Genomic DNA, 16,898 nt, shown 5'->3' with positions numbered 1-16,898 from the left:
TCGGGGCATGAGCCTGCGGCCTGACCGGAACGATCAGGCCGAAAGCACGTTCGTCGGCATCGGCGCCCGCAGGAACGGCCGCTCCCCAAGGTTGGCAACATAGATCCGCGCGCGGATCGGCATGGCCCTGCCTTGGGCGAAACGCTCCCGCTCCTGCCCGGAATCCGCGAAACCGGCCTCCTGCAGCACATCCAGCGTAGCCGGATTGTCTGCAAAATGGCTGGCGACCACGCGCCGATGCCCCAGCGTTCGCGCCTGGGCGAGCACCGCGCGCACGGCTTCCCGCGCGAAGCCCCGCCCGCGATGGGACGGTGCGATCCAGTAGCCCAGTTCCACTTCGTTCTCGATCCGGCCGAGACCGATGCCGCCCACGAGCTTGGGGCCGCCGGGCGCGCGCAGATACATGACGAGGTGAGGCAGGCGCGGATCGCGCGGCTTGGCCAGATAGTCGCGCATGGCGCGCGTCGAGCGCGGCAATTCGCCTACGCCGGGATTGCGCTGAGCCGTCTCCTCCGAAATGGCATTCACCAGTTCGTCGAAGTCTTCCGGCCAGCCGGGCCTCAGGAACAATCTCTCCGTGCGGATGAACATGTGACGGTTCTCCGTTTTTCTATTTTGTCCGCAGGACACACTATGCACAAAGCCAGTTGCAATGCACGGCTTTTGCTGCGGCCGGACGCGAGAAGTCGACCGGCGATCACGCGCCGGTAAGCCGCGATCCGGCAGTCCTGTCTTTTCAGGGATTTGGAGGAATCGTCGTCCCCGGCCGGGCAGGGCCGGGGACGCGACAAAGGTCAGGCGGCGCGCTTGGGCGCCATGGCCTGGGCGCTGCCTAGGCCGGAATTGTCGCAATCGTCGCCGCAATCGCTGGGCGAATCGAACTCGACGGCATATTCGCGCGAGAGGCAGCTTGCAGCGCGCCCTTCGCTGTAGCGTTCGAGCACGCGCCCGGTGGGCCGGAATCCCACCTTTTCAAGCACGCGGCCCGAGGCCGGGTTGTCGACGAAGTGGCTGCCGACGATACGCTTGTGGCCGATGGCGCGGGCCAGCGAGAGCACCGCGCGCGCGGCTTCGCTCGCAAATCCCTGCCCCCAATGGTCGCGGGCGATCCAATAGCCCAGGTTCGCTTCGCCATCGAGCAGGGACAAGCCGATGCAGCCGATGATGCGCGTGCCGTGCGAGCCGGGCTGGGTGATCAGGAAACGCGGCAGCAGCATGTCCGGCGCGGCATCCAGAAAGCGCCGGGCGTCTTCGCCGGTATAGGGCCAGGGCGCGCGCGTCAGATTGCGCACGACGCTTTCGTCGTCGATCAAGGCCAGGAACTCGTCCTGGTCCTCGGGCCAGCCGGGCCGCAGAAACAGCCGTTCGCTGCGAACGAACATAGAGTATCTCCACTCATCCGCCCCGCGCCTTTCCTAAGGTTTGCGCGTGACATTGCGATTACGCACAACGTCCGGAGAGCCTGAAATATCCGTGCAAATTCGTAAGAAAATGTACGACTTAGTCGCTCTGTAAGACAGTTGCGCCGTGCGAGAGGGAGACACGAAAAGAGGGAGACGGGCAGGCCCCTCTCCCTCGTTCAGCCGATCTCAAGAAGATCGGCGGGGCCATCCCGTCAGGATGGCCCTTTGATCGACCATCCGATTATTCGGCGGCTTCTGCCATAGCGTCTACCGAGACGTACTTACGGCCGAGTTTACCGTCGTGGAAACGCACGCGACCTTCGGCGAGTGCGAACAGGGTGTGATCCTTGCCCATGCCGACGTTCACGCCCGGGTACACGCGGGTGCCGCGCTGACGGATGATGATGTTGCCGCCGATCACTTCCTGACCGCCGAACTTCTTAACGCCAAGGCGGCGGCCCGCAGAGTCACGACCGTTGCGCGACGAACCGCCTGCTTTCTTATGTGCCATTGCTCAGTCCTTCCGATCTTTGGCTCAGGCGACGGACACGATGCGCAGCAGGGTCATCTGCTGGCGGTGGCCGTTCTTGCGACGATAGTTGTGGCGGCGGCGCTTCTTGAACACCACGACCTTTTCGCTCTTGGCCTGAGCGATGATCTCGGCCGAAACCGTGATCTTCGAGGCGTCAGCGACTTCGCCGTCGTTGCCGGCGAGCAGAACGTCGCCCAGCGTGATGGTCTCACCGGCTTCACCAGCCAGCTTTTCAACCGCGATCTTGTCTCCGGCGGCAACCCGATACTGCTTGCCGCCCGTGCGCACAACTGCGAACATGGTGCCCTTACCTAATATCAATGAGCCCTAAACAGGCCGAAACAACTCTGCCCCGGCCGCTCTGGTCCAGGAAGGAACCGTGGAGCCTTGCGGGCGACGCACCGGCGTCCCCATTTGCACGGGGTACCGGAAAGAAGGGTGCCGTTAGTCCACCACCCGATTCGTGTCAACCAAGGAGTCGCCCGGCACAGGCCGCGAAACGCGATTCAACCCGGACATCCGCTTGGATGGCCATGGATTGGCCCTCGCGATCGGCCATGACCATGCTATGGCAGCACCATGACCCGCGTACCAGCCCGTTTCCAGCCGCTGATCCCGCCCTGCCCCGCGAATCGGAAGGCTTCCCCCATAGCCGCGCGAACGTTGGCGCCCACGCAGCCCCTGGGGGCTCTGGCCCTCGGCATGCTGGCCCTTGGCCTGAGCGCCTGCTCGACGGCGGGGAGCTATCCCTCCCTGTCCTATCGCGCAGTGGAACGCTCCGCCATGCCCGCCGCGGCCGAGCCCACGCCGCCGCCCGTGCAGTTGCCCCCGCCCACGGCCGACCTCACCACCCGAATCGACGGGCTGGTTGCCGCCGCGCGCGACGCGGACAAGCAGTTCGCGGCCAAGCGCCCCGCCGCCGATCGCGCCGTGGCGGCCGCGGCCCGGTCCTCGCGCACGAGCGATGCGTGGATTTCGGCGCAAGTGGCCGTGGCGGCCCTTCAGTCCAGCCGCGACAGCGCCGTTGCCGCCCTGGCGGATCTCGATTCGCTCTATGCCGATGCCCGGCAGGCCGAGCCGGTGGACGAATCGCCCAGCGCCCTCGCCATCGATACCGCGCGCAGCCAGGTCCAGGGCCTCGTGAACACGCAGAACGACGTCATCACCGGCCTCGACGCGCGCCTCAAGACCTGAACCTCGCCCCGCATTCCAAGGCGTCGAGACACGAAAAACCCCTCCCCCTTGCGAGGGAGGGGTCGTCCGAACGGACCGTTCCCGACCGGAAGCCCCCCGGCTCAGGTCGGAAAACGGGAGGCAGGATCACCTCAGGGCGACTATGACCGCGACGGCCAGTCCCCAGCCCAGGATCAGCACGGGAAGCAGGAGGACCTGAACGGTCGCCTCGCCCGCAGTCAGCCTTCCGCTCGAAGTTTCGATGCCGCGCGCGCGGAACTGCGCCCAATCGGGCGGCGCGGTATCGTTTGCGGGCTTCATGCGCGTCCAGTAGCCGGCCAGGGCGAAGGCGAAGACGACGAAGCCCGCAAAGATCACCATCGGGATCGCCAGTTCCGGATTGAGGAACGAGGCGGCCATGACGCCGATGAAGCCGAGATAGAGCGCGACGGTCGCGAGGTAGAGGCCCGTCGGCAGGCCGAAACCGCGATCGACGGTCGCAGGCGACGGGTCGGCGCCTGCGGGCAAGCTGACCGCGATGGCCAGTTCGCGAAGTTGTTGCTTGTCGAGACGTTGCGTCATGGCGTGATCTCCTTGTGGAGCACCCATGGGCCGTTTACGCGCCGGAGGAATTGATGCCGGTCAAACCGCGGAAAAGTTACGAAACGGGATCCGCCTCAGGCTATCGGACGCCCCGCGATCAAGCCCAGCGCGCGAGGTCTTCGATGTCCTGCGGGCGCGGTTCGATCCAGCGCCATTCGCCCGCCACTTTCTCGCGCTTCCAGAACCACGATTCGCTCTTGAGATGGTCCATCGCGAAGTCGGCCGCAGCGAAAGCATCGCGGCGGTGGCGCGCGGCAGCGGCGACCAGGACGATCGGTTCACCCGGCTGCATGGTACCGCTGCGATGGATGACCAGCAGGCCGTCCAGCGACCAGCGCCCACGCACTCGCGCGGCAAGCGCTTCCATCGCGGGCAGGGTCAGCGGCGCATAGTGCCGGAGTTCAAGCGCTTCCACGCCGCCGCCCTCGCGAACCTGCCCCAGAAAGCTGACGATACCGCCCGCCTGCGGCACCCCCGCGGCGAACTGGCGCAGCGCTTCGGCAGGATCGAAGGGATCGGTGGACAGGCGAACGGTGCTGCTCACCTCAGCCGCCGGAAACCGGGGGAAGGAAAGCCACTTCGTCCCCCTCGCGCAGTTCCACGTCGCCTTGCACGAGCGTGCCGTTCACGGCGTAGCGGATGCGCGGTTCCTTGACGGCGGCGGAAAGGTCCGGCTCCAAGGCTGCGATCACCGCCGCCAGCGAAGGTGCGAAGGGTACCACGCGGCCGGAGCTGCCGGCCAGATCTTCCAGCCGGCCGAGAAACACGAGTTCAAGCGCCATGTCAGCCGCCTGTCATCGACATGTGCCGGGCCAGCGCCGGCGCCGCGCCGCGCCGGTCGATGGCGAAATGGTGACGCTCCGGCTTGATCCGCATCGCCGTGTCGAGAGCGGCGTCCAGCCCGGCCTGCGGATCGGCGCTGCGCAGCGCCGCACGCAAGTCCACCTGCTCGTTACCACCGAGGCAGGCATATAGCTGCCCGGTCGCCGTGACGCGCAGGCGGTTGCAGCCCTCGCAGAAATTCTGGGTAAGCGGCGTGATGAGGCCGATGCGGCCGCCGGTTTCCGCCACGTCGAAGTAGCGGGCGGGGCCGCCGGTGCGGTGGAGACTGGGATGCAGCGTCCAGCGCTCCTCGAGATCGGCGCGAACTTCCGACAAAGGCAGGTAGTGGTCGAAGCGGTCTTCCTCCACTTCGCCCAGCGGCATGACCTCGATCAGCGTGGATTCGAATCCCTGCTCGTGAGCCCAAGCGACGATCCGGGGAATTTCCCGCTCGTTCACGGCCTTGAGCGCGACCGTGTTGATCTTCACCCGCAAGCCAGCCGCCTTGGCAGCCTTCAGGCCTTCCAGCACTTGCGGCAGCGAATCGCGCCGGGTCAGCTTCTCGAACGCCGCGCGGTCCAGCGTGTCGAGCGAGACGTTGATTCGCCGCACGCCCGCCGCGAACAGGTCGTCCGCGAATTCGGGCAGGCGCGTGCCGTTGGTGGTGAGCGTCAGTTCTTCCAGGCCGTGGCCCAGCTTGCGGCCGAGCGCGCGGACCAGTTCGATCATGTCCCGCCGCACCAGCGGCTCACCGCCGGTCAGCCGCAGCTTGGTGACGCCGCGCGCAATGAACCCCAGCGACAGCTCGTGCAGTTCGTCCAGCGTGAGCACGTCCTTCCTGGGCAGGAAGGTCATGCGATCCGGCATGCAATAAGCGCAGCGCAAGTCGCACCGATCCGTCACCGAAAGCCGCAGATAGGTGATTCGGCGCTGGAACTGGTCAATGAGAGGCGCAGCAGTGCTCATGGAAGCCCATATAGTAGGCCCCGTGCGCCATTCCCATCAAGCGAAAGAATGGGAGCCGTCGAGGGGGAGGTATTGCCCGGTCACGCCCGGAGCCTCGGCCAGCCAGGCAGCGGCGGCGGCAATGGCCGCCTCGCCGTCTCCGGTCAGGGCGTTTACCCGCCGCGGCGCGTGGCTGCGGGCCAGCGCCTGGATCACGGACAGCCGCCAGCCGCGATGCTCGTGCCCAGCCGGGGCGAAGACCAGCGTGAGGTCAGCCTCCGCCGCCAGCGCGGCGCGGACCTGCGGCAGGATATCGGCATGGAACTGCGCGGCGGCATCGAGCGGGTCTTCCGCCAGAGGTCCGACGCGCAGGATCACGGCTCAGCGGCGATGCCGGGTGAGCGTCATGCCGATCTTCTCGCCCGCTTCGGCGATGGCGAGCTTGACGATCTTCACCGTCACGGCCTCGACCCGCTCGTCCTGGAGGAACAGCGTTTCGCAGACGTGATCGGCCACGGCTTCGATCAGCTTGAAGTGGACGCCCTGCGGCAGCGCTTCGCTGGCCGCGAACTTGAGGTCCATGTAGTTCTTGCTGGCCGTGAGCGGGGTATCGGGCGCGTAGCGATCGATGGGCTTCAGCTGCACGGAGATCGTGAAGCGCAGCGGCTGCGGCTTGCCGGTCTCTTCCGAATAGATGCCGGTAAGGACATCGTGTTCGAAATCGGCGACTTCCAGAATGAGCGAATCGGTCATGGCGGTGAGGTGCATGGCGGGGGCCTTTAGCCGTTATTGCGCCAGCGCGCGAAGATTGCCGTCGGCAGCAGGCGGCCCCCGTCCTTTTCGGAGACGCCGTCCTCGCGAACGGAAAGGTCGCCGTGCTCGATGGTGCCCGGCAGGTCGCGGAACAGTTCTTCCATCAGCCCGGCCAACGCCAGCGAGGACATGCGCACGGCATAGACGGTGAGGAACAGGAACTTGCTGTCCGCGTCGAGCAATTGGCGGCAATCGGCGAGCAGGCCGGGGAGGTTCTCCTCCAGGCGCCACGTCTCGCCGGTCGGGCCGCGGCCGAACTTCGGCGGATCGAGAATGATGCCGTCGTACCGCTTGCCCCGGCGCACTTCGCGCGCCGCGAATTTGGCGGCATCGTCGATCATCCAGCGAACCGGACGATCCTGAAGCCCGGCCAGCGCCGCATTCTCGCGTGCCTGACCGACCGACTTCTTCGACGCATCGACATGGGTGACAGGGCCGTGGGCGGAAAGCGCCAGGGTGCCGACGCCCGTGTAGCCGAACAGGTTCAGCGTATTGGCATCGTCGCGACCGGCCAGCATCTCGCGCATCCAGTCCCACACCGGCGCCATGTCCGGGAAGAAGCCGAGATGGCGGAACGGCGTGCACTGCGCGGTGAAGCTCACTTCGTTCCAGGCAAGCGGCCAACCGTCACGCGGCACGGCCTTGTCGAACTGCCAGCGGCCGCCGCCGTCCTCGTCCGATCCGGGCACGAATTCGCCGTGCGCATCCCAGTTTTCAAGGCGCGGCGTCCACATCGCCTGCGGTTCGGGGCGCACGAAGCGGTAGTCGCCATAGCGCTCCAGCTTGCGGCCGTGGCCCGAATCGACAAGGCCGTAATCGTCCCAGCCCTCTCCGGCGAGGATGACGGGTTGGGTTTCGAGGCGTGCCATCAGACCTTCGGGCTCGCGTGCTGGGCCACGAAAGTGGCGATCGAATCGTAGTCGCCGGTGAGTTCGACGCACTTTTCCTCGCGCTCGAACAAGTCACCGACGCGCGCGGGCAGGCCCGAGCGCTGGCCGGTGGCGCGCTCGACGGCGTCCGGGAACTTGGCGGGATGCGCGGTCGCCAGCGTGACGACCGGAATGCTCGCGTCGATTCCGGCAGTGCGGGCGGCGAAGAGCCCGCAGGCGGTGTGCGGATCGATCAGTTCGCCGCAGTTCTCCCAGGCCCAGCGGATGGTCGAGGCCATTTCGTCGGCATCGGTGCGCGCGGAGGAGAACAGTGCGGCAGCGCCTTCGCGCTGCGCATTGGTGAGCTGCATGGCCTTGGTCGCTTCGAATCCGTCCATCTGCGCGGCCAGCGCCTGGCCGTCGCGGCCGCCCAGGTCGAACAGCAGGCGTTCGAAGTTCGACGAGACCTGGATGTCCATCGACGGGGCGGCGGTGGGCGTGACGGTGCCTTGCGAATAGTCGCCGTCTGCCAGCGCGCGGTGGAGAATGTCGTTCACATTGGTGGCGACGATCAGCTTCTCGACCGGCAGGCCCATCTGCGCGGCGACATAGCCGGCGAACACGTCGCCGAAGTTGCCGGTCGGCACCGAGAAGGCGACTTTGCGATGCGGCGCACCCAGCTGGAGCCCGGCAGCGAAGTAGTAAACCACTTGGGCCATCAGGCGCGCCCAGTTGATCGAGTTCACCGCGCCGATGGCGAAGCGGTCGGTCATCGCCTTGTCGTTGAACATGCGCTTCACGGTCGCCTGCGCGTCGTCGAACGAGCCGTCGATCGCCACGTTGTAAACGTTGGGTGCCAGCACCGTCGTCATCTGGCGGCGCTGCACGTCGGACACGCGGCCCTTGGGGTGCAGCATGAAGATGTCGACCTTGGCGCGGCCGGCCACCGCGTCGATCGCGGCCGATCCGGTATCGCCCGAAGTCGCGCCGACGATCGTCAGGTTACGCTCCGATCGGCCGAGGAATTCCTCGAACAGCAGGCCCAGCAGTTGCAGCGCCACGTCCTTGAACGCCAGCGTCGGGCCGTGGAACAGTTCCAGCACCCACTGCTGCTCATCGAGCTGCTTCAGCGGCGTCACCGCCTTGTGCGCGAAGCGGCCGTAAGCCTGGGTGGTCAGTTCCAGCAGCCGGTCGTAGGTCAGGCTGCCCTCGACGAAGGGGAACATGATTTTCGCCGCCAGCTCGGCATAAGGCAGGCCCGCCATCGCGGCGATCTCTTCGCCGGAGAAGCGCGGCCATTCGCGCGGCACATAAAGGCCGCCGTCGGAGGCGAGACCGGCGAGCGTGGCGCCTTCGAAATCGAGCGCCGGTGCGCTGCCGCGGGTGCTGATGTAATCCATGGTGGCGCGGTTAGCCGCAGGGGCGCGAAATGAAAAGCCTGTCGTTGGGCTGGCGCGCGAACAATTCCTAAAGGGGGGCGTAGATCGGGACCGATCGAGGCGGGCAACTAAGGCGCGGCCAGAGTGCAGGCAGCTCACGCCCTCCCTCGACGCCGCGCATCATCGCCTCGTGGCACGCCGCGCCCGCCGCCTGCGAATGGCGTGCGAGCTTACTTCTGCCCCCGCTTCATCAACGCCAGCGCGTAGATCACCAGCGCGGTCGCCGCGAAGAGGAACCACTGGATCGCATAGGCGAAGTGGTTGTTGGGAATCTCCGAGGGATCGGGAATGGCGTTCGCCTCCAGCCCTGCAAGCGGAGGGGTCGCCACGAGCCGAGGGCCCGGCGCCACGATGCCGTGAACCGGGCCGCCTTCCCATCCGCCCGCCGCCATCGGCAAGCGCGACCATCCAAGCACGACCAGGGCACGGGTTCCATCCGCGAGGGTGCAGTCTGCCGTTTGTGCCGCGCCCGATTCGTCCTTGTCGTTGCGGCCGGCGATGCTCGAATGGCCGGTCACGGTCGCGCAGTCGAGCCGGGCGCGGCGGTACAGCAGGTCTTCCTGCCCGGCCCGATCGCGCGGCCATGCCACTTCCTGCGCCGCGCCTTTGGCGCTGGCGTAGTGCGCCAGCAAAGCCTCCTTCTCGTGAAGGCGGCGCAACTGCCAGAAGCCGAGCGAGACCATGACGGTCACCGCCACCAGCACCAGGAACGTGGGGATCAGGGGGATCGGGCGCATGGACGTTCCTTGGGTCATTCAACCGAAAGAGGGCAGACGCGGTGCGCGGCTGCCCTCCTGTTCGAACGATGGGACTGCCGTTGACCGGCAGGCCGGCCGGTCAGTGCGTGGGATAGCCCCAGCCGCCCCAGACGTAGATGGCGATGAAAAGGAACAGCCAGACCACGTCCACGAAGTGCCAGTACCAGGCCGCGGCTTCGAAGCCGAAGTGCTGGCGCGGCGTGAAATCGCCGTTGTAGGTGCGCTTCAGGCAAACGATCAGCATGATGGTGCCGACGATGACGTGGAAGCCGTGGAAGCCCGTGGCCATGTAGAAGGCCGAGCCATAGGTGTTCTTCCCGAAGGGGAAGGGCGCATGGATATATTCGTAAGCCTGGATGCTGGAGAACAACAGGCCGAGCAGGATCGTGGCCCAGAGCCCCTTCTTCAGCCCTTCGCGGTCACCGTGGATCAGCGAATGGTGCGCCCATGTGACGGTCGTGCCCGAGCAGAGCAGGATCAGCGTGTTGAGCAGCGGCAGGTCGAACGGGTCCATGACGGCTTCGATCGCCTTGGGCGGCCACTGGCCACCGACCACTTCGGCAAGCGTCGAAGGGAACAGCGAGAAGTCGAAGAAGGCCCAGAACCAGCCGACGAAGAACATCACTTCGGAAGCGATGAACAGGATCATGCCGTAGCGCTGGTGAAGCTGCACGACCGGCGTGTGATCGCCGGCATGGGCTTCATTGACGATCTTGGAGAACCACATGAACATCGAGGCCAGCAGGATCGCGAGGCCCAGCCAGGGCACGAACTTGCCACCCGCCATGTCGTGCATGAACAGGACCATGCCCGAAGTGAACGTGAGCGCACCGATGGTGGTCGCCAGCGGCGCAATGTCCGGCGGCAGAATATGGTAATCGTGATTCTTGGTACCGGCCATGGTGCCTTCGTCCCCGTTCTCGAAACTTCAGTGTTCGATTCTTCCGGTGGGGTAATGCTCCCCCCGTGATTTGTTTCCCGTACCGGGACTTAACCGCCCGTTTGGCTGTGGTCCAGTGTCTTTGCATCCGAGGTGCTGGTGACATGGAAGGTATAGCTCAGCGTGATCTGCTCCACGTCCTTGTTATCCGGGTCGTTCAGGAACGCCGGATCGACGTAGTAGATCACCGGCATCTTCACCGCTTCGCCCGGCTGGAGCGTCTGTTCGGTGAAGCAGAAACACTGGATCTTGTTGAAGTAGCGCGCCGCCTGCTCGGGCTCCACATTGAAGCTCGCCGTGCCGGTGATCACTTTGTCCGAATCGTTTTTGGCCCAGAAAAGCGCCATGTCGCGCTCGCCGATGGTCACCGTGTCGGTGCGCTGGAGCGGCTTGAACTGCCAGGGCATGCCGCGTTCGACATTGGCGTCGAAGCGAATCGACACGGTCTTGTCGGTCACCTGCACGGCTGCCGCCTGCGCCTCGTCCGCCCGGCGGGTGGTGCCGTTATAGCCGGTCACCTGGCAGAAGATCCGGTAGAGCGGCACCGAGGCATAGCCCAGCCCCAGCATGCCGAGAGCCATCGACAGGGCGATGAAAGCGACGCGCCGGTTGCTGCGGGTCTTGCCGTCGGTGGAAGGAGCGGCTGCGCCTGCCATCAGCTCATCTTCGCGATCGAGATGAAGAACACCAGTACCACGAAGCCCGCCAGGCTGAGCGCCAGCACGCGGTTGCGGCTCCGGCGAATCTGCTGCGGCGTGCGGGGATCGGGCTGCTGGACGTCGTTCATGCTTCGATCTTTCACAGGACGATGAAGCGATCCACCACCAGCGCCGCGAACAGGGCGAAGAGGTAGAGCACCGAATAGGCGAAAAGCTGCTTTTCCGGCTTCATGTCATCGTCCGGCCCGCTGCGTTCGCGCAGGCCGACACGGATGGAAAGCGCCAGGAACAGCGTGGAGAGGACCAGGGCGGAAACGCCGTAGATCGCATGGGCGCCGAACCACCAGGGCAGCGCCGAAAGCGGCAGCAGGAGGACGGCGTAGAGCAGGATCTGGTGCCGCGTCGCCTTCTCGCCCGCGACCACCGGCATCATCGGGATGCCGACTTTGGCGTAATCGCTCTTCACGAAGAGCGCGAGCGCCCAGAAGTGCGGCGGGGTCCAGAAGAAGATGATGGCGAAGAGCAGCACCGGCATCAGCGTGATCTCGCCGGTGACGGCCACCCAGCCGATCAGCGGCGGGAAGGCCCCGGCGCCGCCGCCGATCACGATGTTCTGCGGTGTGCGCGGCTTGAGCCAGATCGTGTAGATGACGGCATAGTAGACGATCGAGATCGCCAGGATCGCGGCGGGCAACCAGCCGACTGCAAAGCCCATCAGGAAGACCGAGACGGCGCAGAGCACGCCCGCGAAATCGCGCGCGGTCGTGCGGTCCAGCCGGCCTTGCGGCAGGGGGCGCTTCGCCGTGCGCTTCATCCCGGCGTCGAGATCGGCCTCCCACCACTGGTTCAGCGCGGCGGCACCGCCAGCGCCCATGGCGATGCAGAGGATGGCGGTGAAGGCGAGGACCGGATGGATCCGTTCCGGCGCGGCAAGCAGGCCGCAGAGGCCGGTGAAGATCACCAGGCTCATCACCCGCGGCTTGGTCAGCGCGAAAAGGTCGCGCCAATCGGCGGGGAGCGTTGCGGCGGGAGAGGGACTCGTTGTCGTCATGGTGGTTGGCCCCATACACCCGCAAAGTCGCGAAAGGCGAGTTCCTTGCGAATCGGGCGTCGTCCCGGGTCAGCCCCGGGACGACGCTTCGATCAGTGGTGAGCAACTTCCTCGATCACGGGAAGCGTCTCGAACTGGTGGAACGGCGGCGGGCTGGTCAGCGTCCATTCCAGCGTGGTGGCGCCTTCGCCCCAGTAGCTGTCCTCGGCCTTGCGACCGGCCGTGAAGGCATAGAGCATGTTGATCAGCCAGACCACCAGGCTGGTCGCCATGACCATGTAGCCGATCGTCGCGACGTGGTTCCAGTGCTGGTACGCCTCGGCATAGTCCGGATAGCGACGCGGCATGCCCTGCAGCCCGAGGAAGTGCATCGGGAAGAAGATCATGTTCACGCCGATGAAGAAGATCCAGAAGTGGACGTGGGCGAGGAACTCGGAATGCATCCGGCCGCTCATCTTCGGGAACCAGTAGTAGAAGCCGGCGAAGAGCGCGGTGACGGCACCCAGCGACAGCACGTAGTGGAAGTGCGCCACGACGTAGTAGGTGTCGTGCAGCACGTCGTCGACGCCGCCGTTCGCCAGCACCACGCCGGTCACGCCGCCGACGGTGAACAGGAAGATGAAGCCGATGGCCCAGACCATCGGGCTCTTGAACTCGACCGAACCACCCCACATCGTCGCGATCCACGAGAAGATCTTGATGCCCGTGGGCACCGCGATGACCATGGTGGCGGCGGTGAAGTACATCTTGGTGTTCACCGACATGCCGGTGGCGTACATGTGGTGCGCCCAGACGATGAAGCCGACCACGCCGATGGCGACCATGGCGTATGCCATGCCGAGGTAGCCGAACACCGGCTTCTTCGAGAAGGTCGAGACGATCTGCGAGATGATGCCGAAGCCGGGCAGGATCATGATGTAGACTTCGGGGTGGCCGAAGAACCAGAACAGGTGCTGGTAGAGCACCGGATCGCCGCCGCCCGAAGGATCGAAGAAGGTGGTGCCGAAGTTGCGGTCGGTCAGCAGCATGGTGATCGCGGCGGCCAGGACCGGCAGCGAGAGCAGCAGCAGGAAGGCGGTGACCAGCACCGACCACACGAACAGCGGCATCTTGTGCATGGTCATGCCGGGAGCACGCATGTTGAAGATCGTGGTGATGAAGTTGATCGCGCCCATGATCGAGCCGGCACCGGCAAGGTGCAGCGCGAAGATGCCGAAATCGACCGCGGGACCGGGCGAGCCGGTGGTCGAGAGCGGCGCATAGACCGTCCAGCCGGTACCCGCGCCGAGACCCGTGCCGCCGGGCACGAAGGCGGAGCAGAGCAGCGAGATGAAGCCCGCCACGGTCAGCCAGAACGAGATGTTGTTCATGCGCGGGAAGGCCATGTCCGGCGCGCCGATCATGAGCGGCACGAACCAGTTGCCGAAGCCGCCGATCATCGCCGGCATGACCATGAAGAACACCATGATCAGGCCGTGGGCGGTGATGAGCACGTTCCAGACATGCAGCGTCGAGTTGAAATCAGGGTTCGTCGCGCCGAACCAGCGCGCGAAGATATCGAGATACTGGATGCCTGGTTCGGCCAGCTCGATGCGCATCATGCCGGAGAAGGCACCGCCGATGATCCCCGCGAAGATCGCGAAGATCAGGTACATCGTGCCGATGTCCTTGTGGTTGGTGGACATGAACCAGCGCGCGAAGAAGCTCGGCTTGTGGTCGTGGTCGGCGTGGCCGTGATGATCGGCATGCCCTTGGAAATGTTCTGGAACGGTGGTTGCCATGGTGGAGCCCTGTCCTTCGATTCGCGCTTATTCTGCTGCGGCGGTGGCTTCGGAGGCCGAGGCCTCCGTCGCTTCGGCCGTGGCGACGGCGCCAGGGCTCATTGCGGGTGCCGCTGCTGCTGCGGCAGCGGCGGGCTTGGCCTGTCCGTCGATCACGCCGCCGGCGTGCGTCAGGACCCAGGCATCGTACTGGGCGCGCGGCAGCGCCTCGACCGCGATCGGCATGTAGCCGTGCTTGGCGCCGCACAGTTCCGAGCACTGGCCGTAATAGACGCCGGGCTTTTCGACCAGCAGCACCTTTTCGTTGATGCGGCCGGGCACGGCGTCGAGCTTGAACCAGAGCGAAGGCACGGCAAACGAGTGAATCACGTCCGCCGCGGTGATCTGCAGACGGATCGGTTCGCCCACCGGCACGACCATGCGGTTGTCCACCTCAAGATGCGAGGGGCCGTCCCAGGGCTTGGAGCCCACTTCGCGCACGCCGTTGTTGATGATCGGCTGGCCGGGCAGGTTGAGCATGTTGGAGACGACCTCGAAGTCGCCATTGTCGGGGTAGCCGTAAGTCCAGAACCACTGGTTGCCCGTGACCTTGATGGTCAGCGCGCCCTTGGGAGCCGGCTTGTACTGCTTGGCGATGAGGTCGATCGAAGGAACCGCGATGCCGATCAGGACCAGCACCGGAACCAGCGTCCACACCACTTCGAGGATGGTGTTGTGGCTGGTCTTGGAGGCCACCGGATTGGCGCGGCGGTTGTAGCGCACCGCGATAATGACGATGAGCAGCAGCACGAAGAGCGTGATGACCGTGATGATCGGCATCAGCACGCCGTCGTGGATCCACTCGCCATATTCGCCGAGCTTGGAAAACTGCTGCTGGAGGCCGATTCCGCCCTCTACCGGCATGCCGATGCCGGGGGTCGGCTTCAGCGGCGTATAGCTGGCGACGGGTGCCGGAACGACAGCCGAAGCAGCCGGCGCCGCGATTGCGGAAGAAACTGCCAAAGTCGACGAGAACGCCATGGCCGCGACAGAATATAGACCGAGAGCTCTTGCAGCCTCGCCCAAAGTACGAACGGTTTTGCCCAATATCATGGTTATAGCGCTTCCGTTTTCTTTATGAACGCCCAAGTGAGTCGCCTCCCAAGCGCGCACCCCTATTGCGGAGGCTTGGTGCCCCCCTTCACCGGGGGCTATACGCGGCCTTGCCGCCTGTCTCAAGCGCCTCTAGGGGATTTTTGACGCAAGCGTCCATGACGCCCTGCCAGAACATTGCAAATTGCACCAAAGGATTACCCGTCGATGCAGGAAGAAGAAGTCCTCGCCGAGTTCCGCGCCAGCAAGGCCTTGCTTGAGGGGCATTTCCTGCTTTCCTCGGGTCGACACAGCGCTTTCTACCTCCAGTGCGCCCGCGTTCTGATGAACCCGGACCGCGCCGGGAGACTCGCCGTCGCCCTGGCTGCAAAACTCCCCCACGATATTCGCAAGTCCATCACCAAGGTCGTCTCGCCGGCCATGGGCGGGGTCATCATCGGCCAGGAAATGGGCCGCGCCCTCCAGGTCGACGCCATGTTCGTGGAACGCCCGACCGGCACTTTCGAACTGCGCCGCGGCTTTTCGCTGGAAGCGGGCGACAAAGTGCTGATGGTGGAGGACGTGGTGACCACCGGTCTTTCCAGCCGCGAGGCGATCAAGGCCATCGAGGAAGCCGGCGGCGAAGTGGTCGCGGCCGCATCGCTGATCGACCGTTCGGCGGGCGCGGTGGACCTCGGCGTGCCCTTCTTCCCGCTGGTGGCGCTGAACTTCCCGACGTACGCCGCGGACGAGCTGCCGGCCGAACTGGCCGCAACCCCCGCGATCAAGCCGGGCAGCCGCGCCCAGCCCTGATCCCCGCCGATCTTCCGCCCGCCCCCTATCCCGTTCAGGATGAGCGAATGAACGTCCTCACCCCTTCCCGTCTGCGTCTCGGTGTCAATATCGACCACGTCGCCACCATCCGCAACGCGCGCGGCGGCGAGCATCCCGATCCGGCGCGCGCCGCGCAGATCGTGGCCCAGGCGGGGGGTGACGGCATTACCGTCCATCTGCGCGAGGATCGCCGCCACATTCGCGACGAAGACCTCCAGCGGGTGTTCGAGGCCACCGGCCTGCCGATCAACCTGGAAATGGCAGCGACCGACGAGATGCTCGAGATCGCGCTGCGCCACCGGCCGCATGCCGCCTGCATCGTGCCGGAGCGCCGCGAGGAACGCACGACCGAGGGCGGGCTGGATGCGGCCGGCCAGCACAACCGGCTCGCCCCGATCGTCGCCCGCCTGTCGGACGCCGGCATCCGCGTCAGCCTGTTCATCGCGCCCGAGCCGCGGCAGATCGAAGCGGCGATGAAGCTGGGCGCCCCGGTGGTGGAGTTCCACACCGGCGAATATGCCCATGCCGAAGGCGAGCAGGTCGCGGTGGAACTGCGCCGCATCGTCGACATGGCCGCCCTGGCCGCGAAGAACGGCATCGAGCCTCACGCCGGCCACGGCCTCACCTATGACAACGTCCAGCCAGTGGCCGCCATTCCGCAACTGGCGGAACTCAACATCGGCCATTACCTTATCGGTGAGGCGATCTTCTGCGGTCTGGAAACCAGCGTGCGCAAAATGCGCCAGTTGATGGACGAGGTTCGGTGAAAAGGACCGGAATTTCATGATTATCGGCCTCGGCTCCGATCTCTGCAACATCGAGCGGATCCAGAACTCGCTGGACCGATTCGGCGATCGTTTCCTCCAGCGCGTCTTCACCGATGTGGAGCGTGCCAAGGCGGCGCGCCGTCCCCACACCGTTGCCGGCACGCTCGCCAAGCGCTTCGCCGCCAAGGAAGCCTTCTCCAAGGCCGTTGGCACTGGCTTCAAGGCAGGCGTGTTCATGAAGGACATCGGCGTCGTCAACGCCCCCTCGGGCGCGCCGACGCTGGCGCTGACCGGCGGCGCGAAACTGCGGCTGGACGGCCTGACTCCGGCCGGACACGAGGCCGTGGTTCACCTCACGCTCACGGACGATCATCCATGGGCCCAGGCCTTCGTGGTCATCGAAGCACGCCCCCTCCCCCAATCCTGACGCCGAGTATC

General features: G+C 65.6%; 23 protein-coding genes. 4 read left to right on the top strand and 19 right to left on the bottom strand.

The features are described from left to right. Window positions 1–33 precede the first annotated feature (33 nt). The 4 genes from ACZ1J6_RS19790 to rplU all read right to left on the bottom strand — a co-directional run bounded on the left by ACZ1J6_RS19790 (window position 34) and on the right by rplU (window position 2,235). Window positions 34–591 carry a GNAT family N-acetyltransferase gene (locus ACZ1J6_RS19790; RefSeq protein WP_465127858.1) on the bottom strand — a complete coding sequence of 186 codons (558 nt, stop codon included), beginning with the start codon at window positions 589–591 and terminating at the stop codon, window positions 34–36. Window positions 592–794: 203 nt separating this feature from the next. Further along, window positions 795–1,382 (bottom strand): GNAT family N-acetyltransferase, encoded by a 588-nt coding sequence (locus ACZ1J6_RS19785; RefSeq protein ID WP_465127857.1) that lies wholly within the window; start codon window positions 1,380–1,382, stop codon window positions 795–797. Between the two features lie 262 nt (window positions 1,383–1,644). Continuing rightward, window positions 1,645–1,914 (bottom strand): 50S ribosomal protein L27, encoded by a 270-nt coding sequence (rpmA, locus tag ACZ1J6_RS19780; RefSeq protein ID WP_021233962.1) that lies wholly within the window; start codon window positions 1,912–1,914, stop codon window positions 1,645–1,647. 24 nt (window positions 1,915–1,938) lie between these two features. After that, window positions 1,939–2,235 (bottom strand): 50S ribosomal protein L21, encoded by a 297-nt coding sequence (gene rplU / locus ACZ1J6_RS19775; RefSeq protein ID WP_132268078.1) that lies wholly within the window; start codon window positions 2,233–2,235, stop codon window positions 1,939–1,941. A gap of 363 nt (window positions 2,236–2,598) precedes the next feature. Between rplU and ACZ1J6_RS19770 the strand changes: the two genes are divergently transcribed. Then, window positions 2,599–3,129 (top strand): hypothetical protein, encoded by a 531-nt coding sequence (locus tag ACZ1J6_RS19770; RefSeq protein WP_465127856.1) that lies wholly within the window; start codon window positions 2,599–2,601, stop codon window positions 3,127–3,129. A gap of 126 nt (window positions 3,130–3,255) precedes the next feature. Here ACZ1J6_RS19770 and ACZ1J6_RS19765 read toward each other — a convergent pair whose 3' ends face one another. From ACZ1J6_RS19765 to coxB, 15 genes are all read right to left on the bottom strand, one after another. Then, window positions 3,256–3,690: a hypothetical protein gene (locus tag ACZ1J6_RS19765; protein ID WP_465127855.1), complete on the bottom strand. Its 435-nt coding sequence runs from the start codon at window positions 3,688–3,690 to the stop codon at window positions 3,256–3,258. Window positions 3,691–3,808: 118 nt separating this feature from the next. Then, window positions 3,809–4,255: a molybdenum cofactor biosynthesis protein MoaE gene (locus ACZ1J6_RS19760; RefSeq protein WP_465127854.1), complete on the bottom strand. Its 447-nt coding sequence runs from the start codon at window positions 4,253–4,255 to the stop codon at window positions 3,809–3,811. A gap of 1 nt (window position 4,256) precedes the next feature. Continuing rightward, window positions 4,257–4,493: a MoaD/ThiS family protein gene (locus ACZ1J6_RS19755; protein ID WP_314468288.1), complete on the bottom strand. Its 237-nt coding sequence runs from the start codon at window positions 4,491–4,493 to the stop codon at window positions 4,257–4,259. A 1-nt stretch (window position 4,494) separates the two neighbouring features. Then, a complete protein-coding gene (gene moaA / locus ACZ1J6_RS19750; protein WP_465127853.1) occupies window positions 4,495–5,499 on the bottom strand; it encodes a GTP 3',8-cyclase MoaA in 1,005 nt (334 codons plus the stop codon). 36 nt (window positions 5,500–5,535) lie between these two features. Next, entirely contained in the window at window positions 5,536–5,856 is a 321-nt protein-coding gene (locus ACZ1J6_RS19745; RefSeq protein WP_134093822.1) for a Rossmann fold domain-containing protein, read from the bottom strand. 3 nt (window positions 5,857–5,859) lie between these two features. Beyond that, window positions 5,860–6,231, bottom strand: a complete 372-nt coding sequence (locus ACZ1J6_RS19740) for a dihydroneopterin aldolase (RefSeq protein ID WP_134094150.1) — start codon at window positions 6,229–6,231, stop codon at window positions 5,860–5,862. 26 nt (window positions 6,232–6,257) lie between these two features. Next, a complete protein-coding gene (locus ACZ1J6_RS19735) occupies window positions 6,258–7,160 on the bottom strand; it encodes a class I SAM-dependent methyltransferase (protein ID WP_431568534.1) in 903 nt (300 codons plus the stop codon). Then, a complete protein-coding gene (gene thrC, locus ACZ1J6_RS19730) occupies window positions 7,160–8,560 on the bottom strand; it encodes a threonine synthase (protein ID WP_465127852.1) in 1,401 nt (466 codons plus the stop codon). Before thrC ends, ACZ1J6_RS19735 begins: the two co-directional genes overlap by 1 nt. A gap of 209 nt (window positions 8,561–8,769) precedes the next feature. Beyond that, window positions 8,770–9,336, bottom strand: a complete 567-nt coding sequence (locus ACZ1J6_RS19725; RefSeq protein ID WP_465127851.1) for an SURF1 family protein — start codon at window positions 9,334–9,336, stop codon at window positions 8,770–8,772. 100 nt (window positions 9,337–9,436) lie between these two features. Continuing rightward, window positions 9,437–10,258, bottom strand: a complete 822-nt coding sequence (locus ACZ1J6_RS19720) for a cytochrome c oxidase subunit 3 (protein ID WP_132268062.1) — start codon at window positions 10,256–10,258, stop codon at window positions 9,437–9,439. An 89-nt stretch (window positions 10,259–10,347) separates the two neighbouring features. After that, window positions 10,348–10,953 carry a cytochrome c oxidase assembly protein gene (locus ACZ1J6_RS19715; RefSeq protein WP_132268061.1) on the bottom strand — a complete coding sequence of 202 codons (606 nt, stop codon included), beginning with the start codon at window positions 10,951–10,953 and terminating at the stop codon, window positions 10,348–10,350. Then, a complete protein-coding gene (locus tag ACZ1J6_RS19710; RefSeq protein WP_279388332.1) occupies window positions 10,953–11,084 on the bottom strand; it encodes a hypothetical protein in 132 nt (43 codons plus the stop codon). Before ACZ1J6_RS19710 ends, ACZ1J6_RS19715 begins: the two co-directional genes overlap by 1 nt. 11 nt (window positions 11,085–11,095) lie before the next feature. After that, on the bottom strand, window positions 11,096–12,007 hold the full coding sequence (locus ACZ1J6_RS19705; RefSeq protein WP_132268059.1) for a heme o synthase: 912 nt from the start codon (window positions 12,005–12,007) through the stop codon (window positions 11,096–11,098). 92 nt (window positions 12,008–12,099) lie between these two features. Further along, a complete protein-coding gene (gene ctaD / locus ACZ1J6_RS19700; protein ID WP_465127850.1) occupies window positions 12,100–13,788 on the bottom strand; it encodes a cytochrome c oxidase subunit I in 1,689 nt (562 codons plus the stop codon). Window positions 13,789–13,815: 27 nt separating this feature from the next. Then, window positions 13,816–14,880 carry a cytochrome c oxidase subunit II gene (gene coxB / locus ACZ1J6_RS19695; protein ID WP_132268055.1) on the bottom strand — a complete coding sequence of 355 codons (1,065 nt, stop codon included), beginning with the start codon at window positions 14,878–14,880 and terminating at the stop codon, window positions 13,816–13,818. Window positions 14,881–15,087: 207 nt separating this feature from the next. On the opposite strand from coxB, the gene pyrE reads away from it, so the two are divergent. Genes pyrE through acpS form a run of 3 tightly spaced genes read left to right on the top strand, consistent with a single transcriptional unit; the run spans window position 15,088 to window position 16,887 of the window. Beyond that, complete coding sequence (pyrE, locus tag ACZ1J6_RS19690; protein WP_132268053.1) at window positions 15,088–15,672, top strand: orotate phosphoribosyltransferase; 585 nt, start codon at window positions 15,088–15,090, stop codon at window positions 15,670–15,672. Between the two features lie 47 nt (window positions 15,673–15,719). Then, entirely contained in the window at window positions 15,720–16,460 is a 741-nt protein-coding gene (locus tag ACZ1J6_RS19685; RefSeq protein ID WP_132268051.1) for a pyridoxine 5'-phosphate synthase, read from the top strand. 16 nt (window positions 16,461–16,476) lie between these two features. Further along, window positions 16,477–16,887, top strand: a complete 411-nt coding sequence (gene acpS / locus ACZ1J6_RS19680) for a holo-ACP synthase (RefSeq protein ID WP_465127849.1) — start codon at window positions 16,477–16,479, stop codon at window positions 16,885–16,887. Window positions 16,888–16,898 lie beyond the last annotated feature (11 nt).

It is taken from the genome of Novosphingobium sp. BL-S-21, from assembly GCF_055521655.1.
This window is presented reverse-complemented; position numbering and strand designations above follow the sequence as displayed.